14 protein-coding genes and 1 pseudogene are annotated in these 20,642 nt (G+C 53.7%); 10 read left to right on the forward strand and 5 right to left on the reverse strand.

Translation table 11 applies throughout. The annotated features are described in order from the left end of the window. Positions 1–19: 19 nt before the first annotated feature. Positions 20–208: a hypothetical protein gene (locus tag EIK79_RS00315; protein WP_124953173.1), complete on the forward strand. Its 189-nt coding sequence runs from the start codon at positions 20–22 to the stop codon at positions 206–208. Positions 209–311: 103 nt separating this feature from the next. Here EIK79_RS00315 and EIK79_RS00320 read toward each other — a convergent pair whose 3' ends face one another. Further along, positions 312–590 (reverse strand): serine integrase family protein, encoded by a 279-nt coding sequence (locus EIK79_RS00320; protein ID WP_233737807.1) that lies wholly within the window; start codon positions 588–590, stop codon positions 312–314. Then, the gene (locus tag EIK79_RS18575; protein ID WP_233737809.1) at positions 559–702 is read right to left on the reverse strand and encodes a hypothetical protein; all 144 of its coding nucleotides are present in this window, start codon (positions 700–702) and stop codon (positions 559–561) included. Before EIK79_RS18575 ends, EIK79_RS00320 begins: the two co-directional genes overlap by 32 nt. Positions 703–1,299: 597 nt before the next feature. Here EIK79_RS18575 and EIK79_RS00325 point away from each other — a divergent pair. Next, a complete protein-coding gene (locus tag EIK79_RS00325) occupies positions 1,300–3,339 on the forward strand; it encodes a cation:proton antiporter (RefSeq protein ID WP_124953174.1) in 2,040 nt (679 codons plus the stop codon). 1,034 nt (positions 3,340–4,373) lie between these two features. On the opposite strand, the gene EIK79_RS00330 is transcribed toward EIK79_RS00325, so the two are convergent. Continuing rightward, positions 4,374–4,622 (reverse strand): hypothetical protein, encoded by a 249-nt coding sequence (locus EIK79_RS00330; protein ID WP_124953175.1) that lies wholly within the window; start codon positions 4,620–4,622, stop codon positions 4,374–4,376. 830 nt (positions 4,623–5,452) lie between these two features. Here EIK79_RS00330 and EIK79_RS00335 point away from each other — a divergent pair. The 3 genes and pseudogenes from EIK79_RS00335 to EIK79_RS18580 form a co-directional block, all read left to right on the forward strand. Further along, positions 5,453–5,644 (forward strand): hypothetical protein, encoded by a 192-nt coding sequence (locus tag EIK79_RS00335; RefSeq protein WP_124953176.1) that lies wholly within the window; start codon positions 5,453–5,455, stop codon positions 5,642–5,644. Next, the gene (locus EIK79_RS00340) at positions 5,641–6,489 is read left to right on the forward strand and encodes a BKACE family enzyme (RefSeq protein WP_124953177.1); all 849 of its coding nucleotides are present in this window, start codon (positions 5,641–5,643) and stop codon (positions 6,487–6,489) included. The genes EIK79_RS00335 and EIK79_RS00340 overlap by 4 nt, the downstream gene beginning before the upstream one ends. Positions 6,490–6,503: 14 nt before the next feature. Continuing rightward, positions 6,504–6,690 (forward strand): annotated as a pseudogene (locus EIK79_RS18580) (thioredoxin reductase); the annotation flags it as partial. 30 nt (positions 6,691–6,720) lie between these two features. Here the strand turns inward: EIK79_RS18580 and EIK79_RS00345 are convergent. Continuing rightward, entirely contained in the window at positions 6,721–7,062 is a 342-nt protein-coding gene (locus EIK79_RS00345) for a winged helix-turn-helix transcriptional regulator (protein WP_124953178.1), read from the reverse strand. 142 nt (positions 7,063–7,204) lie between these two features. Between EIK79_RS00345 and EIK79_RS00350 the strand changes: the two genes are divergently transcribed. The 5 genes from EIK79_RS00350 to EIK79_RS00370 all read left to right on the forward strand — a co-directional run bounded on the left by EIK79_RS00350 (position 7,205) and on the right by EIK79_RS00370 (position 17,431). After that, positions 7,205–7,843, forward strand: a complete 639-nt coding sequence (locus EIK79_RS00350; RefSeq protein WP_124953179.1) for an alpha/beta hydrolase — start codon at positions 7,205–7,207, stop codon at positions 7,841–7,843. Between the two features lie 1,305 nt (positions 7,844–9,148). Continuing rightward, positions 9,149–10,996 carry a glucosamine inositolphosphorylceramide transferase family protein gene (locus tag EIK79_RS00355; protein ID WP_124953180.1) on the forward strand — a complete coding sequence of 616 codons (1,848 nt, stop codon included), beginning with the start codon at positions 9,149–9,151 and terminating at the stop codon, positions 10,994–10,996. 397 nt (positions 10,997–11,393) lie between these two features. Beyond that, positions 11,394–14,003, forward strand: coding sequence for a succinylglutamate desuccinylase/aspartoacylase domain-containing protein (locus tag EIK79_RS00360; protein WP_124953181.1), 2,610 nt, complete (start codon positions 11,394–11,396; stop codon positions 14,001–14,003). A 612-nt stretch (positions 14,004–14,615) separates the two neighbouring features. Then, the gene (locus EIK79_RS00365) at positions 14,616–16,235 is read left to right on the forward strand and encodes a hypothetical protein (RefSeq protein ID WP_124953182.1); all 1,620 of its coding nucleotides are present in this window, start codon (positions 14,616–14,618) and stop codon (positions 16,233–16,235) included. Then, positions 16,232–17,431 carry a hypothetical protein gene (locus EIK79_RS00370; protein WP_124953183.1) on the forward strand — a complete coding sequence of 400 codons (1,200 nt, stop codon included), beginning with the start codon at positions 16,232–16,234 and terminating at the stop codon, positions 17,429–17,431. Before EIK79_RS00365 ends, EIK79_RS00370 begins: the two co-directional genes overlap by 4 nt. Positions 17,432–18,887: 1,456 nt before the next feature. On the opposite strand, the gene EIK79_RS00375 is transcribed toward EIK79_RS00370, so the two are convergent. After that, the gene (locus EIK79_RS00375; protein ID WP_124953184.1) at positions 18,888–20,564 is read right to left on the reverse strand and encodes a transposase; all 1,677 of its coding nucleotides are present in this window, start codon (positions 20,562–20,564) and stop codon (positions 18,888–18,890) included. Positions 20,565–20,642 lie beyond the last annotated feature (78 nt).

Genomic DNA, 20,642 nt, shown 5'->3' on the forward strand with positions numbered 1-20,642 from the left:
TCGTGAATAGAGTTGCTGTATGGATGAGAGACCGGTGTCGCTGCTCACGAAAACCCAGCGACAACGGCTTCAAAACGAGTTCGCGGATGTTGACACCGATGCGAAACAGCGTGATCAGCGGTTGATCCGACAGCGAGTCCAAGCCGGAGTACTCGATTTTCGGCTGCTCGCCACCTATCCCGATAGGCAGTACTCTCTCACTCGGTGAACACGCTCTCCAGTCGAAAACTCTGTGAGTGACGAGCAACGGATCCACGGATGGCCTCGGTCTCGACCGCCCCTCCGACCGTGCAACAGCCTCAAAGAAAGAGCTACTGGGCAGTGTATCGCTTGCTGTTCTCCGCGATCGTCCGCACCGTCGAGCGTGCAATCCTAAGCAACCGGGCGAGTTGCCGCTTGCTTGCCTCTTTATCGAGCACCACGACCGCTTTCTCGTAGTTGTCGTTCAGTGTAAGATACCCTTCGGATCCAACATCGAAGCCAAACGGTGGCCGACCGTGCCATTTGCCCTGCTCGCGCGCTGCAGTAATCTCTTCGCGGACGTTCTCACGTTTGATCTCAGCCTCCAACTCGGCAAACGTCGTAGCCACCGTCAAGAACGCGCGTGTGTAGGTATACAGAGTCGTTGGGATCGAGCGCAATCCTCATGTCGAGGATGTGCAGCCCGACGCCGTGCTCGTCAACGATCCGCTCGACCGTCACGGAGAAATCCCGTACTGACCTCCGAGGCGATCGGTAGCGTACTCGCTGGTGACCTGGCGCTGGCGAGAAACTATACCTTCCCACCATGTGAATAAGTCGTGTTACAGGACTCTCCGACATCCACTGAGGGATCATTGCATCAGATATTCTGTACAGAGACGCTCGATAGCTGTGCAACGTGTCAAGCGGTTTCTCAGAATCCTTTGATCTGTTCGCCACGATTATCAGGGGAAAGTAGTGTGAATTCCTCGCGGACTGACGGCGAGGGATGTCCGCGTACATCGTCCTCTCTGTAATTACTCGCACACCGGCTGTCAACAAGTCCGCTAGAACTCTGTACTTATCGAGAAGAATTCACGCCCCTCTATCGCTAAAAAATATAACTATATAACATGAAATTTTGGCCGTCATCCCTAAACTCATAGAGATCGAAAACAATCGATAAATGCTTACCAGCCGGACGACGAATCACGACGCAACGATGCTTGAATCCGTTTCTGGGTCGCCAATGGTGAAATCGTCTGCACGATATTAGCGGCTCGCCCTCACAATTTAACAACAGAATAAGATAATATATTTATAATCTAATTATCATATATGTCATTTAGTTTTCCTATAGAAAATCCGATCCTCATCTTCGGGCTTGCGATGCTGATCTTTCTCACGGCTCCGCTCCTCTTAGAGCGGTACAGACTTCCCGGGATCATCGGGATCATCGTGGCTGGGGCCGCGCTCGGCCCGAACGGTTTTGGGATCCTCCAGCGCGGTGAGACGTTCACCCTATTGGGTGAAGTCGGGCTGGTATACCTAATGTTCGTTGCTGGACTGGAGATCAACCTGAACCAGTTCATCGAGTATAAGGATCGGAGCCTCGTTTTCGGATTGCTCTCGTTCATCATCCCACAGACAGCCGGAACACTCGCCGGGAGCTACGTGCTGGACCTGACGTTAGAAGCGGCGCTGTTGTTCGCCGCGATCTTCTCCTCGCACACGCTCTTGGCGTACCCGGTGGTCAACCGCCTCGGGATCGCCAAAAACGAGGCGATAACGTCGACGATCGGGGGAACGATCCTGACCGATACGCTGGCGCTGCTGGTGCTCGCAATCGTGATAGCCTCCGTCGGTGGTACGCTCGATGCGACGTTCTGGCTCCGGTTGACCGTTGGACTCGCGGCCTTTTTCGTCGGTGTATGGCTGATCGTGCCTCGGGTAGGGCGGTGGTTCTTCCGATCGGTTGACCAAGAGAGCTACTTCGAGTTCCTCTTCGTGATGACTATCTTGTTCACCAGTGCGTTCCTCGCGGAAGCGATTGGGGTCAAACACATCATCGGTGCCTTCCTCGCTGGACTCGCGCTGAATCAGCTCATCCCCGAAACCGGAATCTTAATGAACCGCATCGAGTTCGTCGGCAACGCCCTATTCATCCCCTTTTTCCTCCTCTCGGTCGGAATGCTCGTGGACGTCTGGGTTCTCCTCGAAGGGATTGAAACGATCCTCATCGCGGGGTCACTGCTCGTACTCGTCGTGGTGACGAAATCGGCCGCCGCTTGGATGACCGGCCGGATCTACCGATACGACAACACCGAAATCCTCGGCATGTTTGGTCTCTCGGTCGGCCAAGCCGCTGCTGCGCTCGCTATCGTACTCATCGGGTTCGATGCTGGGGTCCCCGGGTTCGACCGGAACATGATCAACGGCGTTGTCGTCATGATCTTGGTGGTAAGCCTTATCAGTCCCATGCTCGTCGAACGGGCTGGTCAGGGGATCCGGCGGGCTAGCGAGCAAGAACCGTACGATCCTGTTGGTGCGGCCCAGCGAATCATCATCCCGTTTTCGAAGCGATCACAGCACAAAGAAGCACTGCTCGACTTCGCACTCCTCCTCAGGGGTACCCAATCCGACGAACCGTTGTATACGCTGTCGGTCGTTCCCCCCGGCGAGGAAGTCGATGCCGAAGTGGCGGAGGTCGAGGAGACACTCGAAGTTACGGAGGAGTACGCCTCAGGGGCCGAGGTGCCGGTCGAATCGAGGGTTCAGGTGGATCACAATCCCGCATCGGGGATCATCCGTGCCGTTCTCGAAAACCGGATCACGACGCTCGTAATCGGGTGGGACGGCGCAGAATCTCGCCAACGAAGTATCTTCGGCTCGATCATCGATCAGGTGCTCCACCGGACCGACCAGGTCGTCTTCGTCTCTCACGTCCGAGAGCCGGTGAGCACGACACGACGGTTGGTCGTGATTCTGCCACCGGGAATCGACCACAACGATGGATTCTACGAGGCCGTCCACCAGATCAAGGTGCTTTCCGAACACACTGGCGCGTCGATTCGCGGACTTGTTGTCGAGGGCAATGCCGATCAGTTCGAACGGCTCTTCACGCTGGTCGAACTGGACGTGCCCCTGCAGTTCGAGCGGATCGACGGCTGGAAACCGCTATTAGAGATTCTCAGTGACGCTATTCGCCCAAACGATCTGCTCGTTTGCGTGAGTGCCCGTCGAGGGACGATCGGCTGGCACGAGGAACTACAGACACTCCCGAAGAACATCTCGACACTGATCGAGGGAAACTTCGTCATCGTGTATCCCGCAACCGTGGATCGGACCGACGATCGGCAGTTCCTTCGATTCACATGAATGATGAATCGGGCCGACACACTTGTGATCGTTCCACGTCTGTCCTTCGGTTGTCGTATATTCATCGCCCAGATAATCGTGCTCTTCGGCGGTCAGAGCGGATGTTGACATCCTTCCCAACATAGTCGTGAGATGACTCCGACATCATATCGTAACACCGATGATATTGTAGTCTTTATGAAGGTATGGAGGATTTACCATTAGAGGTAAGAGAGATAACGTCTCTTTGAATACGTACGGGGGGCTATTCCTTCCCACGCTGTCGATTGCGATCGACACTACCGAGCACCGCATGGTGACATCCGACAGCGACGGGTTCGGAACTGGCTCAGGATATAGATCGCACGCACTTTGAGATACGACGATACGATGCAGCTCCAACCGTTCAGGTCCTGTTCTGTCGCGAGTTGGGGAAGTCGGCTGCAGAATCAAAGGCTCTCACTGATGCTGTTTTCATGGCTAGCCGTATCACTGCTTCGTCAGCCTCTATGAGGCTTAAATATAGTCGTCCAGCGGTTTTTGGCCATGCATGTTTGCGTCTATCATTCGGGCTTGTTTGGCATCAGTAGAATCCATGATCTAACCTTTGTCACGGGAGATAGCTATTGTTCAACACCTACTGTCGCCCACGTCTGTAGCAACGCTTGACGACCTGTTTAGCATATGGCGTGAACTCCGTCACAAAGGTGGCCTGCTCCTCCTGAGAACGCGTGCGGAGCTCACAGGTAAGTCTGAAACCACAGTCCATGAACCCTCCCCACACCGGCGAACAGATGATCGAATCCTCGGCTCTCCGTCTACATTCGGTTTGAGCGCATCAACTGGATCTTCAGTGGCACTACTGTTCGGTCCCTCAGCGTGGAATTCGTTCATCGTCTCGAATTCATGTCGTACTACATTGATAACAGCAGTGTCTATTTCCGATGGCGTCACCGTAGCCTTGCTGCTGTGCAGCGCCAATTGTTGACCAAGTTTGATAAAGTGGTGACCGATGAGTTTCATGAGCCGCTGGACCACCCGAGTCAACTCACCTTCTAACTGTCGTTACGTTTCCCCTCACGATAGCCAATTACCCCTGCCTCTGCCGCCGTTTTGAAGATTCTCACGGCAGCGACGAGGACTCTGATCAGAAGAATTCCTGCACCAATCCAAATCAGAATCCCTGAAGGCTCAATTTCCCCGAGAAAGGGGATTTCAGGAGTAATTCCCCCGAGAAGAATGAGAACCAAACTAATCCAGAACGCTTCATTTCGTTGGGAGAGGGCTATGAGCGTTGCCATCATATTATTGGATACGTTATTGTAAGAATAAGAATTTTCCTCTGGTGAACGTGCACGTTGTCCGCAGCAGCCGATATGAGAAGTATGTATCATCGGACATCTGAATAAGGAACTACGAACTCCGCAACCTACAGCTGACAGCCCATTAGACGGTCGGACGCGTTCAACCCACTCGTGCCGAAGTACTGGCAGTAGGACGCGATTCCACAGGCCCAATTGTCGTCTTCGATGTATACGAGAAGACGATGGTCGCTCACTTCTCCACGATTCTCTTCACAGCAGAAGCAATACAGTGATGGTGATTCACTTTCTGTGTATACACAGCTGTGTAAGGTCTCAGCAATCGTCACAGTCGTTGCTCCTCACAGTATTCAACCGGATCGGCATGCCTTTGCGATCTGATTACTACCCACCGATAGCGTCCTTGAACCAACTTTACGATTAAGACAGTTCTGATTGTGAGGCTGGTTGAGTAGTTCTCTGTTGGCATACAACGCATGAGTGCCTTCGCTGTTCTATTGACGAATGGGTGTCCCGAACATCGTCGTCGATCGTGCCTTGCGGTCGGGTCGTCCACGTATCGTTTCCCCTTTCGTGGTAGGCGTGGCCAGGGCTGTGCTGGAGACAACACATTACAGGCCAAGGAGGCCTCCATCGAGAAGTTGATCGACCCAGTACTCAACCGAGCCGGGGTGGATGGGAGACGCCGTGTTCTGGGTCTGTCCCGCGTCGAATATGGTTTCCCGGACGCTGGCGTGATCACGTGACGCGGGGGTAACTCCCGGACGAGGATACCGCCAAACCGTTATTCAGCTCCTCCGAAAAGGACACTCATGACCTGTCCGTATCTGGAGTACCGGGGCGAGTCGGGCGGAAAGCAATTCGATCACGAACGGGCGTACTGTAGCGCCGCTGAGCGGTTCGTTCAGCCAATGCGAGCAGACATCTGCAACGACCGCTACGACCTCAACCACGAGGAACACTGCGAGATCTACCGTGAGCACACCGGAGAGGTAGAATCGTGAGCTACGAGGACTACCTCGCCGGCGACCCGCTGATCGTCACGGCTGCACTGACCGGTGGTGTCCACGGAAAGGAGGCGAATCCGAATCTCCCGGAGATGCCAGAAGAGATCGGCCGAGCTGCCGCGGCAGTGGAGAAAGCTGGAGCCGCCGTAGTTCACCTCCACGCGCGCCAACCCAACGGTGAGCGCAGCTTCGCTGCTGAACGGTTTCAGGAGATCGACGACGCCGTGCGCCAGCACGCCGCCGACGTGATTATCCAGCACTCGACAGGAGGGACGGGCGCCCCCGATGAGGACCGACACCTCCCCCTGCGCACTGATCCACCGCCGGAAATGGCGTCATTGGACATGGGTCCACTCAACCGGTACGACCGCTTGACCAGCGAGAACACGCGTGGCATGGTTGATGCACTCCATGAGGAGATGCGTGACAACGGGATCAAACCGGAAATGGAAGTGTTCAACGACGGTCACCTCAACGAGGTTCACGGCCTCCTAAAGCGGCGTGAGCTCGCCCACCCGGTGTACGCCACACTCATTTTCGGTGGCGGTACACTCACGCGGCCTCGACCGCGAAACCTGCTGAACGCCATTTCCAATCTCCCTGACGGTACGCTTTTCAACACACTCGCGTTCGGCCGTCATCAGCTACCGCTGACAACGATGGGTATCTTGCTAGGTGGACACATCCGTGTCGGCCTAGAGGACAACGTCTACTATCGCAAAGGAGAGCTTGCGGTGAGCAACGCGCAGTTGGTCGAACGAGTCGTTCGCATAGCCAGCGAACTCGGGCGGGAGGTTGCGACTCCTGATCAAGCACGTGACATCCTCAATCTCCAGTCCTGATAGCGATTCATCGAGACCTCGTTGACGTTAACGTGACAGTGGAGATGCGTATTGAAAACACCTACGCGACGGGGACGACGGTGCGCACCAAGGAACAACAGGCCGCATCTCCACCATGACGGCCAGCTGCTGCGCTCAACATCCTCACCAAGAAGGAGGGTGAGCACTTCCACGATTTCGACCCCTGCGGACGCTGAGTGACCGCAGGTCACTCCGGCAGGTGGCTTCGAATTATAGGTGCTTGTCAGCCCAGTTTTCGAGTTCGTTAAATACGGGACACAACGACGCCCCGCTCTCGGTGAGCGAGTAGTAGGTGGCGATCGGTTTATCCTCGACACGTCGATTCACGAGCCCTGCCTCTTCGAGATCGTCGAGTACGCGCGAAAGCGTTCGAGAGCTGGCATCCGTCGATCGCTTGAGTTCGTTAAAGCGCTTCTCCTCCGCGTCGACGAGATCGTGGAGGACGAGAAGACGCCACTCAGAACCAATCTCGTTTACGGCTTCGACGACCGAACACGCGTTCGGGTTCTGGTCCTCGGAGGATCGCTCAGTCTGTGAGTCTATCGATGACATCGGTGTTATCTACTATCATCTATGTTGCCGAGGATACATATAAGTTCCGTATCGAAGTAAGTAACGTAATGAAATCAGATATCCAAGAAAAATCGAAGACGACTTCCCGAAATAAATGCTTCCAGCACCATTGTGAGCTAAGATGACCGGTCCACACCAAGATCAGCCCCTCGTGACGGCAGGCGCTCCCCTCGACGCGGCTGAGGCTGCGCTCGTCCTCGTCCACAGACGAGGAGCGACCGCCCAGAGTATCGTCCAGATGGCCGACGAGTTCCATAAGCATGGGGTCGCGTATCTCGCGCCTCAGGCAGCTCGGTACACATGGTATCCGAACGCGTTCACCGCACCAGTCGAATCGAACGAACCCGGTCGATCCTCGGGATTACAAGCCATCGACGACGCCGTGACCGAGGCCAATGACGCAGGGATCCCGACCGAGCGGGTTATGATCTTGGGGTTCTCTCAGGGTGCGTGTCTGGCCAGCGAGTACGTCGCGCGCAATCCCCGACGGTATGGCGGGCTTGCGGTGCTCAGCGGTGGTCTCATCGGTGAATCCGTCGATCCCAGCGACTACGAGGGCGACCTCGACGGGACGCCTGTATTCCTCGGGTGTAGCGATGTCGATCCACACATTCCCGAGGAACGGGTCAACGAGTCGACAGAGATATTCGAGCAGTCGAACGCCGACACGACCAAGCGCCTCTACGAGGGCATGGGGCACGGCATCAACCAAGACGAGATCGACTACGTCTCAGGGATGGTCGCCAGTCTCGTGGAGTAAGAAGACCACTATCTGCCTTGATCTGGTATCCCGCTGTCCTTCAGGAAAAAATCCACTCGCTGCTGCATCCTCTGTCATCGCATCTATACCCTCGGGTTTGTAGATAGAGATAGGAACGTGGATATCGGACTTATCTAACACAGCGTTCGAGACAACTGACTACAGCAGATCTCGGAAAATCGGATGACCTCTTCCGACCCTAACTCAGTGATATCCGAATCCGTAAGCTCAAAACCTTCAGCAATATTATTTTTCAAGGAGGGAATATTACATTCTTTCGGGCGATTGTCGTTCATGCAGGCCGACAAGTACAGTTTCCAGTAGCCGGGTCAGCCACTCAACGGCCGTACTCTCGTCCAAGAGGTGACCGATACAGTCTCGTTCTTCATTTGACTTTAATTGGTATGGTAAATCGAAGGACTGTAGCGGGATTGATGAATTGTTCTAGTCAGATGGCCCTGCATCCGTTCTAGATTAACTTGGGAACAGTCGAAGAACGCTAGCCGTTAGCGGCGTGGGAACTAATGCAGAGGTGAATGGAGCCCCCACCGGATTCGGTGACGGAAAAGTGACTGACTAAGACGTTCCCAAATACCCCGTTGCGCGAGATTAGCGCGCTCACTCGGTATCGCCGTACGAGCGCGGTCCTGTTTTCGTGAGCTCCGAGAAACTTCTCTGGAAATTAGAGGTGAGCTATTGGCACATATAGGTGCCTGGCCGGAGGTGGAAATTTTCGAGAATCTTATTGGGATGGAATTTCATGACTCTAACCCAGCAGATATTGAAATCACTCCCGACTCTCCAGATTCGACATAGATTCTGAATATATTTGTTATATTTATAATATTATACAAGAAGTGATGTCAGATATAGATTAAAAGAATTCTGTTGAATCACTAGACGGCAGCGGGATAGGTCGCTACATCAGAGGAACTGAAGCGGGGGACTGCAAGAGTCCAGGACGCAAATCCCCGTTCCATTGGTGACGTTGTGTCTGTTGCTCAAAGCGTTACTGGCGATTCACCACGACTCTCACTTGGGCGGGGTAATCACACTCCCAGCCTTCCTCCTTCTTCATCACGCCAATCGAAAATCAAAGAAATATGCACTCATAATCACTTGATCTTCAATCGATAATGATATACAGTGTAGATAGACTAAAAACGGCAGTTTAATATAATGTTACTACGAATACCAATTCTAAGAATGAAATTAGATTATCATGATGGACTGTGTTTTGGTAGCTGTCAACTGGGGCTATGGTCGAATGGCCACTTGTTAACAGTTAAATATTAATTTAATATAATGACTGATCAATTCACTCAATCGTCTATTGGGAGACGCTCCATCCTCAAAACCATCGGAACGACAGGTATACTAGCTGGAGTCGGTGGAGTTGAGGCAAGCACGAGTTCTACTAGCACCCAGCGCACTGATTCGTTGAGTGCAGTCAATGCTTCGGCACGGTCACTCACGGTCGATGATCCGTGGCAGACCTACGAACTCACAGGCCAGTACAGTTCGCCGGTCGTTATCGCCATGCCGCTGTCGTACACTGGTCCAGATCCATGCCACATCCGGCTACAGAACGTTTCCAGTGAACACTTCGACGCTCGTGTCGAAGAGTGGCGGTATCTAAACGGCGTTCATTACGAAGAAACTGTTGGCAGTTTAGCAATAGAGCCCGGAGAGTACAGCCTTGACGGTGGGAGCGCTGTCGAGGTGGGGCGTACTGTTGCCAATCACACGTGGTCGACGGTGTCGTTCGATCAGACGTTTGCGACACCACCACTCGTGTTCTGTCAGGCCGAAACCGTCCAAGGGCCCCAGCCAATGATCACCCGCGTCTCTGACGTTTCGACCGACGGATTTGCCGTGAGAGTGCAGGAAGAAGAAGCAATCGGGGGCTATCACCGCACCGAGTCGCTCGGTTACGTCGCTATCGAACCCGGTAGTGGCACTCTCAACGGGATGACGTTCGAGGCAGGACGGATGGATCTCGAAGAGCAGTGGCGCCAGTTGTCCTTCGACAACACGTACACGAACCCTGTCTTCCTCGCCGGGATGCAGTCGTTCAATGGCCCGAATACTGCCAGTCTCCGCCACCGAAATCTCTCGACGACCGGTGTTGAGGTGATCGTCCAAGAAGAGCAGAGTCAGGACGATGAGATAAGCCACGTGACCGAGCAGGTGGGCTATCTGGTGCTTGAAGCGACCCCCGATGCGGAGTCACCGCACCAGGGTGAGACGATCCCGACCATTCCACACGCGCCGAGCGGAGTGACCCCTCCGACGGGACGCAACTTCCGGCCGTCGGCTGCAACGCCCGTGTTGCGTGGAAGCGATGTGACCGACTATGGTGCGGTGGACTACGTGGCTGACCCGTTCCTGTTCGTTGAGGACGGCACGTGGCACATGTTCTTCGAAATCCTCAACGCGAGTCGGGATGATGACGCGCCGATCGGCCACGCCACCAGCCAGGACGGGATAGACTGGACGTACGATCAGGTCGTGATGGCAAACCGGTACCACCAGTCGTTCCCGTTGACGTGGAAACACCGCGGGAGCTACTACATGACGATCTCGTATGGCAAGCGCGTAGAGCTGTACAAGTCTCGTCAATTCCCAACCAGTTGGCGCTACATCGGCAACGCGATCGACGTCGATTATTACTGTCACGATCCGACGTTCATTCGATACAATGGGCGGTGGTGGCTATTCACCGACCGTGGCAGTCGGAACGTAATGGTGTATCATTCCACAGATCTCGAACGCGAGGGGTGGACGCCACACGAGCAGAATCCTGTCGTTACTGATCGATTGCAGGCAGGCCGACAGGGTGGCCGACCGATCGTCGTTGACGGTCAGTTGTTCCTCTACTTCCAGGACTGCGTCGACAACTACGGCGACGCCATCCGGTGTTATGAGGTGACCGAACTGTCCCCGTCTACGTACGCCGATCAAGAGGTTGCTGGCTCACCTGTGCTCCACGAATTCGGTACCGGGTGGGCGAACAACGGGATGCACACGTTCGATCCGTGGTGGCGCGGCCCGGAGAAGGGCTGGCGCTGTGCGGTTGATGGCGTCCGTGCACAGGAATCGACCGAGGATCTGTGGACAATCGGTATTGTCGATATCCCTCCCACTGGATAGTCTCATCGAGTAGTTCGGGACGCCATACGCGGGGATCATTCGTATACTGGTGACCAACGTCGATGTCTTCCGCTTCGATAGGCCGAAGTATCGCTCTCGTTGGCGACAGTGGACGTAGCAGCCGTCTCCATCTCGCTCAGTGAGTGAAAACGCTGCTGGGGGAGTGAGGATGGGGTCATTCAATACGCGATGTCCTAACTGCTGATTGGTCTGTCGTAGTATTAATGTATATTATATAGTATGAAAACAACATACTGATATAGAATAGTTTCAAAAATGTTGTAGTACATGAGTGTAGGATGCTGTGATACGTGTGGGATCAAAGAGCGCCATCGGTCTCATTCTAGCTTGGATATTTCATTACCCCCAGCGTCTCTCGATACAGGGGTCTTATAGCATGTCGGAGTGGACGCAGCCGTATCCGATCGAGCGACGGTCGATTATCAAGGCTATCGCGGGGAGCGTCGCTACCGGGCTCGGTGCAGGTGAGGCACGCGCCGACTCCACGGGAACACAGCGCACTCGCACGTTGATGGACGGCACCGACCAGGAGACGGCTCTCTACATCAACGACTCCGGGATCGACGGCATGACAACGTTCGTCATCGGAGGAATGCACGGCAATGAGGAGGCGGGCTACCTCGCGGGCGGTGACATCAAAAACTGGGTCCCGTCGGCTGGCACTCTGCTCGTGCTTCCCCGGGCAAACATCGTCGGGGTCAGGGATGGGACGAGAGGCGGACCAACCGGCGATCTGAACCGGCAGTTTCCGCTCGAAGAGCACCCGACCACCGACCTGGCGCGAGAGATATGGAACAGCATCACCGAGTACGATCCGGATCTCCTCATCGATCTGCACGAGTCGGTGGGACGGTACATCGACGGTAGACTCGGCCAGTCGATCGGCTACTCTCCGCTCCGCAACCTCCGCGGTGCAGCTCAGGTGTCGATCGACGCCATCAACGAATCGATCGATACCCAGAAGAACCACTTCCACCCGCGCTTTCTGCCGAGTCCCGCAGAACCCCCCGACGGCGTGCTCGTCCAACGGACAGCCTTCGAGTTAGGAATTCCGACGTACATCATCGAAACCTATGATGGTCTCACCCTCTCTGCGCGCGTGCGATGGCAGAAGTCCCTCGTCAAGCGGCTGCTGGACCTTCGAGGGGCTGAATACGATGCTGACGATCCACGCCACGTGCTTGCTATTGAGGGGTCAGGTACCTTGACGAGTTACACTATCGACGTGAGTGGGTCGATCGAAGCGACGGACACTATCGACACCAACGACACAGTCACAGAGACCCACACCGACGGTACCGTGAGTACCAGCATCGACTACTACCACTACACTGGCCGGATTACCGCCTTCAATATGACTGACGGCACGTTTGACGACATTACGGTGTACATCGACGGGGTGGAGAAAACCATTACCGAACTCACGCCAGAGGCCACGAGTGAGTTGCGGATCACCGGGACAGGTCCCGAGGTAGCGTACCAACTTAGTGTCGACGAACCGTTCACCGCGACGGCCTCGATGGAGGACAACGATCGTGTCTTCGGGGACCGGGCCTACGGCGTCGTCACAACCGGGACGGACATCTACGAGTACACCCGCGCCGTCGATCGTTTCGACGTGACGGCGGGTGATGCCGACGACCTCACCCTCGAAGTCGACGGCGACCCAGTAACAGTCGACGACCTCGATGAGAACCCGACGCACGATCTCTGGATTATTGGCACTGGCTCCGACGTGCGCTATCGGGTTGCAGTGAGTGGGACCGTCTCCGGCACCGATTCACTCGAATCACACGACGAAGTCACGGATTACACTGTCTCCGGGAAGGTGGGCAGCCTGAACGACCACGTCCGATTCACCGGAGACATCCTTTCGTTCGAACTCATTGAGGGGAGTGCTGACGATGTCGAGATTCTAGTCGATGGGAACGAACAGACGGTTTCGGACCTGAATCCATCCGACGTGCACGAACTGCGCGTATCCGGAACCGGCCCTCGAACGGAGTATACCGTCGGGGTGACTGATATCGTGTACCCGACAGCGACGAACGAGGAGTCCGACCGTATTGGGATCGACCGTATCGAGGGAATTGTTCGTGATAAGGATGACACTTACCTGTTCCGAGGGGAGGTGACCTCGTTCAGAGTCGAAGAGGGATCGGTCAGCGATATCGATGTCTTCATCGACGGACAGCAACAGTCACTCGACGCGTTACATCCCAGCCAGTCCGAGGTACGAACACTCACTGTCGATGATCCAGGGCAGACCTACGATCTCGCGGGGGACTACCAGGCCCCGGTCGTCATCGCCAACCCACCATCCTCCAACGGCGATCAACCGTGCCACGTGCGGTTGCGGAACGTCTCCCGTCAGAGCTTCGATGCCCGCATCGAGGAGTGGCTCTACATGAACGATGTCCATTACGATGAGACGGTCGGCAGTCTAGCCATGGAAACTGGGAGGCACGAACTGGATGATGGGCGCAGTGCTTCCGCCGGACGGGCCACTGTCGACACTGACTGGCGGAGCGTCTCGTTCGAGCAACCATTCGAAACGACACCAGTTGTGCTCTGCCAGACGGAAACCGAACAAGGCTGGCACCCCATCGTCACGCGAGTGAGAAACGTCTCGCCGGAGGGGTTCGACGTGAGAATTCAGGAAGAAGAGGCCCACGGAACACACTACACGGAGGCACTCGGCTATATCGCCCTCGAATCAGGTGTAGGCACGCTAGACGGGACGGCGTTTGAGGCGGGACACACAATGTTGGACCACACGTGGAATCGCCTCGCCTTCGATCGAGAGTATTCGAATCCCGTCTTCCTGGCGGGAATACAGTCTTTTGCCGGGTACAATACGTGTAATCTCCGCCATCGGAACCTGTCGGAGACGGGTGTTGAAGTGACGGTCGAAGAAGAACAAAGCAGTGACGAAGAGCAAACGCATGTGAACGAGAAGGTGGCGTATCTCGTACTCGAAGAGTAATTCACCATTGATCAGGCCGGTGAAGATTGGCAAACGTGACCGTGTTTCCTCACCGCCTCGACGTTGATGAGATCACACTTCCAGAGCTCTCTGAACTTCGCCACGAACTGGAGCTGTTCGAATACGTTAATCAGTTGGCGTGCGATCGAAGTATTCGCCGTGACGGATGGGACATCCACCAGATTGGCGTACATCTTCGTCCTAGTGATCGTCGGCTGTCTAAGGTATGACTGCGGCTACCGAGAATCACTCACAACTATAGAAGAACACCTGCGCTATTGATCAGCTGTTACTCCCTACTGAATACTGTATCTGTCAGTCGTTCCTAGCCGTATCCTTGGGAAGATTGATTTATCAATTTCTGATCAGGACAGGTAGTATGATCGGCACATTCTGTACAGTCACTATCGCTATTGTGTGTCTTCATTTCTGTAACAACATTCAATGTTCTTTGTGTAATATACTTAACAGTATCATGCATAGATTGCCTCAAAGACATATAGAAAACAAAACTATTATAATAGTGGACAAAATAATTGGATTTGGTGTTGTCAATTGCAACCAACAGATAAGGAAAAGGAAACTAAACAAGACACACATTGCAATGATAGTGTGAATCGCCGTTCGTATCTGAAGTTGATCGGTGGAGCAGCTGTTGCGGGAATTGGCGGTGTACCAGCCGTGCGTGGTGCTGATGGATTGCATCGAACACTCACGATCGAAGGGCCGGGAGCAAGCACAAATTACGAATTCACGGTTGAGGGAGATTTGGCCAAAAGTACAGCATTCGGTGGCACGATCCATGGTCATGACGAGATTTCGGGGAGTACAGCGTCAGGCCACGTCGGTGGGGGACGTGACAGCTACACGTTCAGCGGGGAGATCACGTCGTGGTCCGGCGACTACGACGCGCTGACACTCTATCTGAACGGAGAGGAGCTCAAAAATCTCATCACCATCAAAGGGCGCCCGGACCAGTCGGTCTCCTACCGATTGCGTGTGGATGGAGAGGTGTTGAAAAGCACCGAGTTCGCCGGCTCGATCAACGACTCCGATGAGATCTCCGGCCGAACCAAAGACTACGGGCTCGATACGAGTATCCGTACTGAGGACGATCTCCGTGGGGAGACCGTCGTGGAAGGGTCGGTGAGCGGCGGTACGGATAGCTTTCTGTATTCTGGCGATGTTAGCGACCTCACTACCGATGCCGAGCTCGAGGTGTACATCAACAGTGAGTTAGTGAAATACGAGGAGTTCGAGCGCGATACGATCACGATCGACGGCTGTGGCTGTGAGATCGCCCGTGAGTATTCCTTTACCGTCGAAACCGATGTCGCCAAAACCGACGCCTACAACGCCTCGATCAACAGTGGCGATACGATCGACGGCAGCGAGGTAACTGGCTCCGTGGTGAGCGGGCGCGACAGCTATGTTTACACCGGCGAAATCCAAGCCATCGACATCCCGTCCAGCATCCAAGTGCTCAAAAACGGGACAGAGGTTACCCCCGGTTCGTTACTCGGTGAGAAGAGGTTCCAATCAAGGAAGCTTCCGCACACGCTGACGATTAGTATCGATAGACAAGAGCGGGTGGACTACGGCTTTAGCGTCACTGGTGATCTTGCGACCGGCCCGCTCGGCAATTCAAGCAGTGGTGATCGGGCTGCCAACGGCTACGGCCGCGGTTACGGTGCCAACACCGGTGCGGACGAGTATCTATACTCTGGCGAGCTAGCGAGCCTCAGCGACTTCACTTGTCTCCAACTGGACGTCGACCATGACTATCAGCAGCTCATCGTTCGGGATCTCACCAACAGTGCGAATCCGCCGTATGGCTACGAGATTACGGTCAGCGGGGCACTCTCGAAAGCAGACTCGAACAACAACGCAACGATCGATGGAGGAACTGTCTCTGGGAAGGTGGCTGGAAAGACAGATGTTTTCGACTTTACTGGAGAATTGATTGAGGTTATTTTCCCGACCTCGATCAAGGTCAAATTCGAAAGGGACATCAATCAAGCGATTGGTTACAAAAGCTATTCCTTAAGATGTCAATATGGAAGCTATCATTACGAAGTGGATATAGATGCATGTACTGAGACGATCGAACGCGGTCACTTCGTATTCAGTGACGGCACGAGGATTCCAGTAGCAGCAGAGTTCGTTTCTGAAAACAAAGTTCGATATACCATCGATGGAGAGGAATTCAAACTTGGAGGTGGATGGCCATGAGTACTAACACAGGAAAAGAAACGAAGGGTGTTGGAGGTGGCGGAGACAGTTCAGTCAAGTCAGCCTCAGCAGCTGTACTGGTGTTTGTTGGCGGAAAAGATGAGAACGTTGACGACCGGAACAGCGTATTTCCAGATACTTCTCCACCAGTGCTAGGTATGGAGTTGCCTATCGACGACACGATGTTCTACGGCGATGGAATTGGAGAACTCCCAGAGACGTTGACAGAAGCGGTCGCCGCAGAGAAGAATGTTGATGGTCTTGACGGAACATACAACAAATTTAGGTTCAAGAATTCAGTCCAAATATACTACGATACAACGGAAGAAGGGGAAATTAAAAATGGCACGGTCAGAATAACTGTGAATTCCCAAAAAGATGGGGATACAGTGGAAGTTGCTGACAACACAAGCGAATCCATAAGAAGCAGCTTCACATCACCGCAAGATCTGTTCTTACCAAACAGCCCAGAACAACCATCCTATACAATACTAGCTGACGATTGGAAAGACTCGGACATATTCGATCTTCTATTTGGTAGTCAAAAGAAGCGCGCGGCTCCATATCCCCGACATATGGATGCAGAGAAGGATAAATTCCAGTCCCCAAATAGTGGTTTAGTTGAGGGAATTCGCGTTGCTACTATCTGGGGATCTGCAAATCCGTACACTAAAAAGATGACAAATCCTTCAGAGATACCGTTCCTTGACGGAGAGGTCCCTGATAACCCTATCATCTATAACTGGATAGAGCTAACGCTACTGACTGACGGAACGACATATGTACGAGTTCCAGACGCAAGCGTATTCCCAAAGCATGTTGGCTATCTTCGAAGCCCTCTATCAAATGGTAGAAGCACGAAGCGCACCACAAGCGGTCTTCGGTACATCCTTGATGAGACTGTAACGACAGCCGATGATACATACGATGCCGCTATCCGTGAAGATTCCAATAACGTCTGGGATCGATTCAAACAGGAAACTGAACAGAGCTATGTTGTTCCATACAAGTCAATAAACAGTATATATCGCTGGTCGTATGACTCAGTCGATTCACCGCTTTATGATCATCCAGTGATGGCATATGGCGAAGCTGATGACGGAAGCGAACTCGGTCGGGAAGAAGTTCTTGACAAACTTCCAGATAACCCACTGTTCCCAATGCCGAACGATTTCCTTGTTGATACTAGACCCTGAAGATCTGTAGAGGAGGACATATTCAGATCGTTGTAGTACAAAGATTACGATCGGATTTTCTGAACAGACCAGTAGAGTATAAGTGAACTCCAGGTACCTAGAACTGCAGCGATAGCTGTAGCTACCATAATGAGCCCAAAGAGAATGCTTGGGCTTAGTTTTCCCAACTTCACCACTTCCCCAACAATTGGCACTGACGACAATGGAGAGGCGAGTTTCGCAAGATGAACTATACCGATTTCCGTAAGAATCGCCAAAGGCGGGAAAACGAATAGTCCTACTAATGCTTGTAGGAGGATAGCCTTTCGAGATAGTGGCTGTCGAAATTTTAACTCTACTATTGGAATGATGAGTATTGGATAGACTATAATGATGAAGATAGATGGAATGATAATAGGTGCAGGTAGACGTATCCCATAGTTTTCAATGATTGGTATATATACAACACCCAGGATGGCACTAATAGTTAGGTTCATCATAGAAAATAGAATTAGTGTTACTATGACCTGGATAATGGGGTGCCACTGGGTAGCAAACGTCCTATTTTTCATTAGGAGTAGTTTGTGCTGAGGGATCATGTAACTTTATACAGATAGATTCCCTCACCATTGATCTGTGGCATTTCATCACTCTATCGATAAATAAGAACGTCCCATGTTCCTATCGGTCAACGGTACCAGTTAGACATATAGCTGCCGTGTGCCAACATCGCCAGCCCACTGTTCATGAATCCATCAGCAAAGCGTGGGACAACGGTACAGCGACACTAAATGATAGTCTCGGCTGAGCCGTTGGAATTACCGAACGCACTGAAATACCGCGGATTGCTATCGACCACCTGAATGAAGCCGGGCCCATCCTTGCGCTTGCGGATCGTTGAGCGGGGATGTACGCCAATCCGGTGAGTGTCCATCCGTCGCGTGAGCACTTCAATTGCACACTAGCTGATGAACTCGTAGTCGGCCCGACTTGCCACGTTGATTCATCGCCAAACCAGAACGCTTCAGCGACGTCGCACTGACGCTCGTCCGGCGTATCGACACCAGAGTGAGCGACGATCTCGAAGCAAGAGCTGGCGACGTTACGCATTTTCGAAATACTACCTTGGCGAGGGTAGTGTTCAGTTTGATGAGCTGCACCAGTTGATGAGGCGGATATGGGGGCTGATCGCGCGGCTTTGATTGGTATCGTTGAACGTGTTGCTGGCAAGCAGTTGGTTCTCTGTAGTCTTTTGGGTCGTTAATTTGTGAAACAACTCCTTGTAGGGGAAGTTGAGACTACACCGGGTTTAGCGAGGCTGTGATGCGTGATTTCAGCCGAATTAGTGAACAGAAACTGCTTCAGACCGAGTTCAAACGACCATTCTTATCTGACCTCCAACTGTTTCAGGAGATTTCCGCGACTGCTACCAGTGTTGCCACTCAAAGCTTCGGCGCTCCCTCGGACTGAGTAGCCTTTAGCCGATTCCTGTTTCCTCCTTCAACAGCGTCAGCGTGTTGTCGGCCGTCACGATTGGCGAGTACTCGTACTCACCGGTCAACTCGACCTGTACGAGCAGGTCCACCGCTCGCCAGATCGAATACAGCAGACAGGCGAACGCGAAGTAGAAGAACCGCAGCCCGAAATTCTTGGAAGTCGTCGCCGCCATGAAGCGTTTGATCGACCTGTACCCACTCTCGATTTCCCACCTGTAGCCATACTCACTGAGGAAGCCACTGCCGCGGTTGGACATGAACACCGAGTACTGCCGATGATCGTCGTGCTCTGAGTCCTCTTTCCGGCGATAGATCAGCGTCGTCTCGTGCCATTTGTTCTTGCCGAGGTGGAGCTTCCGGTCGGTCTCGTAGCGGTCCTGACCCCGTTGGAGCAACCGTTTGGCCTGGGCTTTCTCACTGGTCTGCATCCGCTTCGGAACGACGTAGAAAAGCCCACGCTGGCTGATCATCTCCAGAAGGTGCTGGCTATCGAACTCCCGGTCCATCAGCACGTTATCGACGTGAACGAGGTCCTCAGCAGAGTTGAGCAAATCCTCGACGATCTCCTTGCATGACTCTCCTTTCCGTACCGGACGGGCATCAAGGACGAGCGGGACGGCGTTCCCGACCAACTGGACTGTCGCCCACTGGTAGGCGTACTCGTCGGTCTGTTCTTTCGTCCCGATGATCTCGTCCTCGTGGCCCGTCCTATCGCCCGTGAAGGGGTCGGCTTCAGTGATGTCGATAGCGACGATGCCTGCGCGGAAGAATTCCTCTGTCTCTGCGACCTCGTCGATGAGTTGCCGGATCGCCTGTCGGTACATCTCGCGAATCTGCTCGATAGAGAGGTCGCGGATGTGGTCGCGATGAGCGTGTCCGAGTGGTGTTCGCTTCCGTGTTGACTCGTGGATGAAGCTGCGAGCGCCATCGTTGGCGGCCAAGTTCTCACGAAGGCCGAGATAGGTCTGTAAGCCCCAGTAGGCATTCTCGTGAATCTCACAGTTCTCATCCTGGTCGAGCGAGAACGCGGGAAAGACGACACGACTGACATGATCAGTGATCGTCTTAGCATTGTCGAGGATGGCTCGGTTATCCGGCTTCGATTCGTCTACGTCGTTACCCCGAAGCGGAAGGCTCTGTTCTGGTTCGCGCGGGACAGCGACATCCGCGTTTTGTGCTTTGACGAGGATCGTTCGAGCAGCTTTCTCGACTGTCTCACGCAGGTCTCTCGTGAAACGCTTGTTCCAGCTACGCCACAGTGTCGATTGGTCAGGAACGGTCTCCAACCCCAAGCACTCACGAAGCGCGGGGTGGCTCTCGAGGTACTCGATGAGTGCTGTCTCGTGCACCCACCCGTGGAGCTCTTTCAGCAAGAACACCCGGAAGAGGGTGTCTATTTTGTAGCGTGTCGAACCCCCGTAGCGGTCATGGGCTTCGAATCGGAAGTAGGTCAGCGGAAGTTCGCAGACGAACTGCTCAACCGAGTCGTGACTCGGATGGGTGAACCAGACTCCCGAGACGACTCGAACGTCCGATTCTAATCCACCAAGTGAGGTGCAATCGTACAGCGGTGTTGAATTATATATGGGCCATTCGATATGCGACTGGTATGCAATCTGGCGAAAGACACTACGCTTGGATTCACACGTTGTAGTCACTACGAGATTGTGGCCGTGACACGCGCAAGAGTCCGTCTAACTGCACAACAGAAGGACTCTAGTTTGCAGTATCGGGAA

The organism is Halocatena pleomorpha (genome assembly GCF_003862495.1).
Classification (GTDB): Archaea; Halobacteriota; Halobacteria; order Halobacteriales; family Haloarculaceae; genus Halocatena; species Halocatena pleomorpha.